Source organism: Alkaliphilus peptidifermentans DSM 18978 (genome assembly GCF_900101495.1).
Lineage (GTDB): Bacteria > Bacillota > Clostridia > Peptostreptococcales > Natronincolaceae > Alkaliphilus_C > Alkaliphilus_C peptidifermentans.
On the sequence record NZ_FMUS01000056.1, the window covers coordinates 1 to 6,534 of the forward strand.

Annotated in this window: 10 protein-coding genes; 2 read left to right on the plus strand and 8 right to left on the minus strand. The window is 33.8% G+C overall.

Features of this window, described 5'->3' with window-relative positions; all coding sequences use genetic code 11:
- From BLP68_RS20965 to BLP68_RS20990, 6 genes are all read right to left on the minus strand, one after another.
- Positions 1 to 240 (minus strand): hypothetical protein (locus BLP68_RS20965; protein ID WP_143003144.1); only part of this gene is annotated, 240 nt, incomplete at its 3' end.
- Between the two features lie 274 nt (positions 241 to 514).
- Entirely contained in the window at positions 515 to 1,312 is a 798-nt protein-coding gene (locus BLP68_RS20970; protein ID WP_091547692.1) for a class I SAM-dependent methyltransferase, read from the minus strand.
- Positions 1,313 to 1,620: 308 nt separating this feature from the next.
- A complete protein-coding gene (locus tag BLP68_RS20975; RefSeq protein WP_091547694.1) occupies positions 1,621 to 1,953 on the minus strand; it encodes a hypothetical protein in 333 nt (110 codons plus the stop codon).
- Between the two features lie 51 nt (positions 1,954 to 2,004).
- A complete protein-coding gene (locus BLP68_RS20980) occupies positions 2,005 to 2,202 on the minus strand; it encodes a hypothetical protein (RefSeq protein WP_091547696.1) in 198 nt (65 codons plus the stop codon).
- 285 nt (positions 2,203 to 2,487) lie between these two features.
- Positions 2,488 to 2,787 (minus strand): hypothetical protein, encoded by a 300-nt coding sequence (locus tag BLP68_RS21920; protein WP_091547697.1) that lies wholly within the window; start codon positions 2,785 to 2,787, stop codon positions 2,488 to 2,490.
- 369 nt (positions 2,788 to 3,156) lie between these two features.
- Entirely contained in the window at positions 3,157 to 3,756 is a 600-nt protein-coding gene (locus BLP68_RS20990; RefSeq protein ID WP_091547699.1) for a GrpB family protein, read from the minus strand.
- A 353-nt stretch (positions 3,757 to 4,109) separates the two neighbouring features.
- On the opposite strand from BLP68_RS20990, the gene BLP68_RS20995 reads away from it, so the two are divergent.
- The gene (locus tag BLP68_RS20995; protein WP_091547700.1) at positions 4,110 to 4,334 is read left to right on the plus strand and encodes an AbrB/MazE/SpoVT family DNA-binding domain-containing protein; all 225 of its coding nucleotides are present in this window, start codon (positions 4,110 to 4,112) and stop codon (positions 4,332 to 4,334) included.
- Positions 4,331 to 4,723, plus strand: coding sequence for a type II toxin-antitoxin system death-on-curing family toxin (locus BLP68_RS21000; RefSeq protein ID WP_091547702.1), 393 nt, complete (start codon positions 4,331 to 4,333; stop codon positions 4,721 to 4,723). The genes BLP68_RS20995 and BLP68_RS21000 overlap by 4 nt, the downstream gene beginning before the upstream one ends.
- Before the next feature lie 223 nt (positions 4,724 to 4,946).
- Here BLP68_RS21000 and BLP68_RS21005 read toward each other — a convergent pair whose 3' ends face one another.
- Both BLP68_RS21005 and BLP68_RS21010 read right to left on the minus strand, forming a co-directional pair.
- Positions 4,947 to 5,297: a DUF4111 domain-containing protein gene (locus BLP68_RS21005; protein WP_176759144.1), complete on the minus strand. Its 351-nt coding sequence runs from the start codon at positions 5,295 to 5,297 to the stop codon at positions 4,947 to 4,949.
- A gap of 354 nt (positions 5,298 to 5,651) precedes the next feature.
- On the minus strand, positions 5,652 to 6,146 hold the full coding sequence (locus BLP68_RS21010; RefSeq protein ID WP_176759145.1) for a GNAT family N-acetyltransferase: 495 nt from the start codon (positions 6,144 to 6,146) through the stop codon (positions 5,652 to 5,654).
- Positions 6,147 to 6,534 lie beyond the last annotated feature (388 nt).

The following is a 6,534-nucleotide window of genomic DNA, read 5'->3' on the forward strand; positions in this document are numbered from 1 at the left end:
CTCTAAGAACTCTTCTATATATTTAATATAATCTTCTATTTCTCCTCTTATCTTTCCAAGAAGAAAATCATAAAATCTAGTTGTACTACAATCTTCTAATTTATATGAGTAAGGTAATAATAATGAAATAGCCCTCGAGTAATTTTTACCTAGTTCGTGAGAACTTTTCATTTCAGATATTCCCCATTTTAAGGCTTGATAGCTATTTAATATATCAATTACATTTGAAATAGTGTTCATTGCAATTCTCCTTTGTAAAATAAATAATTGAAAATATTAAGAGGTTTTAACCGTAGAAATGTGATGTCACTTAACGTTTCCGTGTTTACGACGTCCCTGAGCCGGACCCCAAAGATAGACCGTCCTGGCGGAACTTCGTTCCCGGTGAAGGGATGTGGTGCGCTGACCTTGTCCTCAAAACTTGCCCTCCCGCACCTTCCATGAACACTCTGTTATAGGTAGTAGTGATGTCTTTTAAAAATACGCTGCACTAAACTACTGTAACAATTAAACATTATTTTACTGCCACAAACATACCAGCTTGTTTTGGAATTTTAATAATACCATTTTTATCCTTACACCTTCCAAAGAATGTATCAAGCCCTACAATTTTACTTTTATCGATTTCTGACATTGAATTTGTAGAAAGAATCCAGCTTATTAAGTCTACGGTCTCTGTAATCTCTAGCGAATCCTTATACTCATAAACATTAATATTATTAAATTTGCTACTAAGTATGTCATTACCATTCTGTAATGTGAATGAGAAAGAATCATCTCCGAAAGCATCTATTTCAGGATTAAATTCTTTTAGTTTTTCATGTAGATATTTAGTCATTCCATTAACTCCTGTTGTAGATGCGTAAAATTTCCCATTCGGCTTTAAGACACGATAAACTTCCGATACTGCCTTGGGTAAATTAGGAACATGATAGAGCATTGAATTAGCAATTACAATATCAAATGTATTATCAGAGTAGCCAATTTCTTGTATGTCTATTATTTCTGTTGATACATTTGAATTTCCTTTAAATTTTTCTTTAACTAATTCAACCATACCAATTGAAAAATCGGAAAGAACAAGATTTGTTCCTACAGGTAACCTATTAATTCTTTTTTCCCATACTATTCCATTTCCACATCCAAGCTCTAATATTTTACATCCATTAAAAAATTGGTAAAAATCAAATATCCAATTAGAATATCCATATTTATTAGTACTGTATTTGTTATGTAATGAAATCCTTATTGAAAGATTCTTATCGTCAGAATACTGCTGCTCGACCGTTTGAGCATTATCAACTTTAGACATATATCCTATCTCCTTATCTTTTTAAAAATAGTCCCTAGAGAATCTCCCCGATATCACTATTTCCTATAACTGGGCCGCATTTGCGACACCTTCGAACTGAACCCCTAAGGAACACCCCTTGGCGGTGCTCGCACCCAGTGAGAAGGTGTGGTGCTCTGACACTGCTCCTTGACGGTGCTTTTTGCACCCTTGTGGGAATGGCTTGTTAGTTGATGTCACAACCTATCTGTCTTTCTAATGACATATTTAAAAGATTATGTTCCTCAACAATTTTAAACCTTATTACACAATTTATATGGTATGCGTCATTACTCTCCATTTGCACAACAAGGTGTTTCAAGGTAATATACGGGTTTGCCAGTATTTTCAGCATACTCTATTTCTGACCTTGTACTCTCTCCAATGTAGTTATCTTTATTGATTACAAATATATAGTCTGCCATATCAATTTTTCTTTTGTGCATATCGTCAAGCATTTCTTTTTTACCTTCATCCCAAACCTCGTTGTCGTCAGAATGACCAAATAATCCAACAGAAATTACTATTTTACCTTGTAAAGTAAGTATTTTTTGGACCTTAAGAAATTCATTTTTAAATTTAGTACTACCACATAAAGTTACTACTTCATAATTGCCTACCATTTTTCTCTCCTTTCAGCGACCATCAATGTCACATAATCCAAAGAATGCGTCCTACTTCTCAACTAAGGCTGCTCTATCATTTTCCACTGTAAAAATCAAAAAATCATCATCTTCCTCTACACATTCTTTTTCATATCTAAATTCTTTATCAATTAACATCTCAAAATAGTTCATTTCCATATTTAGTTCAAAAACTGGACACTGGTCAAATCTAACATCACCAATATAGATTGCTCTAATTTTTTTCATGTAATGTCATCTCCTTTTAAAACACCTTGAATATATCTGATGTTCAGATCACCAGACAAAACAATTGACCTCAACATTCTACCCCGATATTGTGATTTCAACTAACGGTCCCTCATTTGCGACGCCTTCGAACTGGACCCTTTAGGAATACCCCATAGAGGAGCTTAGCTCCCAGTGAGAAGGTGTGGTGCTGAACCTGCCCCAAAAACATGCTTCCAACACCTTTATGCAAATGCATTGTTATATGCCGTCCTCTTCATCATCCCTTAAAAAACATTCAAATGACTATGCTTGTAGCTTGAAAACCTTTGTGTTAACTTTTAATAACCATGTTATAGCTATAAAATAACCGATTATTGGAGAAATTCCATAACCCATCAGTGGAACTGGAAAATTACCAAACAATGTAGAAATTAATATAGTTAGAAATAAGAGAATTATTGTTATTGGAACAATAAAACCAAAAGAGTTTCTTTTACTAATTTTAGGTTTTTCTTTCAAAAATAAATAGGAAAGAAATCCTGAGATTATTAGTGCAACAATATTTTGACTCCATATACCTATTGAGATTTTATTTAAATACATGGCTACAGCACCAATGACAACTGATGGCAAGGCAAAGATTAACGGTAGAAAATTTCTTAATTTAATCTATTCAGCTCCTTATTTATATTAAATTAGTTCTGATATTTTTTAAAAAACTCACTCTAGAGTACTCTATTAATAGATGTCATCTAACGTCTTGGCTTCACGACGTTCCTGAACCGGACCCCAAAGATAGACCATCTTGGCGGAGCTTCGTTCCCGGTGAAGGGATGTGGTGCGCTGATCTTTCTCTTGACACGTGCCTGCCCGCACCTCCCGTAAAAACGCTGTTATGTGATCGTCTCGATAGCTCTGAATTATTTGGATTCACAACAACCTAAATAATTATTCTATTTTGAAATATCAAATTTATGGTGTTTTAAGCATTTTCGGGTTATACTTATCTACATATTTTTTCTTTGCCTTTTCCGTATGTTCCAAAATAAAAGTAGATTTAGCTTTTGTATATCCATCTCTGTCTTTCTTATATTTTTCTAACAACTGTAATTTAAGTTTTCCGTATTCATTAGCAGCTTCTTTGCACTCCATTAGGTAATCTCTAAAATACAATTCATTCCAGTTGTCATAGTAACGAACATGCAAATGATATACCTTTTCCGCAAATCCTTCTTTTGCATATCCTTTGTTGAATGACATTTGCATATATGGTTCTTTTTGAGATGCCATCATTATCCAACCATTATTTATTAGTATATTATATAATTGTTCAATATTTGTTTTACAGTCTATCTCTAATAAAATATCTACTGTAGGCTTAGAAATCAGTCCTTCTATCGCACTACTTCCTACATGATTAATTCTTAATATATTTTTTCTGCCAATACAATCTAAAAGACTTTGCCTTTCATTCTCATACCATTTTTTATAGTCTTTACTATGTGCTTTTAAAATAATAGGGAACAACTCCCACAGTTCTTCTAACGTCATTTCTGATAACTCTTTTCCCAAATTTACATACCTCCATGTTATAAGTATAGATAATCTTTTAATTTTCCTTTTTTTACCAAACTGACACCTTGCTTTAACCACCAAATTCCACTTAAATAGAGATGACACATAACGTCTCCGTGTTTACGACGTCCCTGAGCCGGACCCCATAGATAGACCGTCTTTGCGGAGCTCCGCTCCCGGTGAAGGGATGTGGTGCGCTGACCTTTCCCTATACGCTTGCCAACCAGCACCTCCCGTAAATACAATGTTAGATGATCGTTTTGTAATCATCATTTAATTCTAGCACTAATTATCTTATCCTATTGCATAATACGTATTACAAATGTTATAATATATATGAGGTGATAATTATGAAAACAACTAGATTAAGAAAAGTTGGTAACAGTTTTGGGTTTACTATTCCCAAGGAACTCATGGAAAAATATAATTTGAATGAAGGTGTTGAACTTCATATCATTGAACAAAATGACGGCTTTGTCCTAACTCCTTACGACCCTGAATTTGAAAAATGGACTAATAGCTTTGATAAAACCAACAATAAATATAAAAATACTTTAAGGGCATTATCAAAGTGAGTAGTATAGTTTTTATTCCGAAAGATGTTATATTATTTTTCCATGGTCAACTTATTCAACTTTATGGCGGTAGTCCAGGAATAAGAGATGTATCACTACTTGAATCTGCTCTTGAACAACCAAGAGCAACATTTGATAGTACATATCTTCATGATAATATTTTTAAAATGGCTGCTGCCTATGGTTTTCATCTATGTAACAATCATCCTTTTATAGATGGTAACAAAAGAATATCTTTAGTAGCAATGGATATCTTTCTACAGAGAAACGGATATGAAATAGTTGCTTCTGAAAAAGAAACATATACAACTATCATTCAATTATCCACTGGTAATTTATCTAAAGATGAATTAACTCAATGGCTTGAAATAAATACCGCTGTTCTTTAACTTCTTGTAAAACCAAGGAGTTTATTTTTGGACAAAATGTCATCTAACTTCTCGTATTTACGACGCCTTTCGAACTGGACCCCATAGATAGACCGTCTTGGCGGTGCTTGCCACCCAGTGAGAAGGTGTGGTGCTCTGACCTTACCCTAAACACGTGCCCACTAGCGCCCTTGTGGGAATGGCTTGTTATAAGATGTATCGGCTTTGCAACACCGTGATGCTCTCATTGATCTTTATATATATTTATCTCTTTTATCATGTAATCTGCATATTCAACTAATCTATCTTCACTATAGTTCATTTGGTCTAATTCATTCTTATATACTTTTACAGCATCCTCTACAATTTTTCTATATTCTTGTGAAACCATTCCTTTCCCCCAGTTTCCCCCTTCGAGTTTTGAACTGACAACATTTTCATTTATATAGTATAATACTCGACATAGATTTAAAGTAGTATCAACAGGGTTTTCATGTATATCTTTCTTTGAATTTTCAATATCATTAATTATTGAATCTATATAATTCTCTTTAGGGACACTGCCAAACACCTCTCTAATCTCTCTACCATACAAACAAATTCCTCTATGTATAATTATTGTGAAATGACGCACCAACTATCTTCTTATCTATTTCTAAAGTCTCTAAATCTCTTATTTCGCCACCACCAATAGCAAAAATATTTCCCATCTTTATCTCCCCCAAATATATTTATTAAAGCATATGTCACCTAACGTCTCTGCCATTCCCGACGCCTTCGAACTAGACCCTAAAGGAATACCCCTTGGCGGTGCTTGCACCCAGTGAGAAGGTGTGGTGCGCTGATCTTTCCCTAAATGCATGCTTCCAGCACCTTTATGCAAATGAATTGTTATACGGTCGTCGATACATCCAAATTTAAACTAATAACCAATGTTTTACTTTTCTTTTTATACATTCTTTTTCATCACTATTGCATCCAGTAATTTATCTGACCACTTCAACTGGATTTCTTCTATTTCGTTAAATCCTCTATTTTCCCAAAATTGTAATACTTCTTTATTGTAATTATAAACAGCGTCAATTCTTATTCTCTTTGCATTTATTATTCTAGTGTAATTCTCAAATTCATCGTATATTTCTTTTCCATATCCTTTACTTCTATATAAACTGTGTACCATAAGTAGTGATAAATAGCATTCTTCCATTGGGCTAAAGTCTATAAACCCTATTACAGTATCATTAATATTTTCTTTAACTATTAAGGTTTTAAAATTCGCTTTTTTCATTTCTTCAATCTCTTGCCTTAGCCATTCAACACTTACTTCTCTTCTTTCCATATGAGATAAAAGAAAATCTTGGTTTGAATTATACACTTCTAATATCCCTTTTACATCTTCTTCAGTTAGCTCACTTATACTAAAATTTTCTGTCCTTAAATTCACTAAATCCGCTCCTATCAAATTAGTTCTATTAACAAAACAAATATACTTAGATGCCGTATAACGTTCCCGTGGGTGCGACGTCATTGAACCGGACCGACTTGACACACTTCCTGGCGGAGCTTGCTCCCAGTGAAGAGATGTGGTGCGCTGACCTTTCCCTAAAAACGTGCTTCCAGCACCTTTATGCAAATGGATGGGCTACAATTAACTAGACAATAAAAATAAGGTCATGTAAACTTTAACTAATATAAATTAAAGGAGATATGTTTATATGACTAAAAGAGATAGAAGAACCTATACTGATGAATTTAAAGCCCAAATGGTAAAACTCTATGAAAGCGGCAAACCTAAGCATGAAATTATGAAAGAATACGATTTAACGCCAACT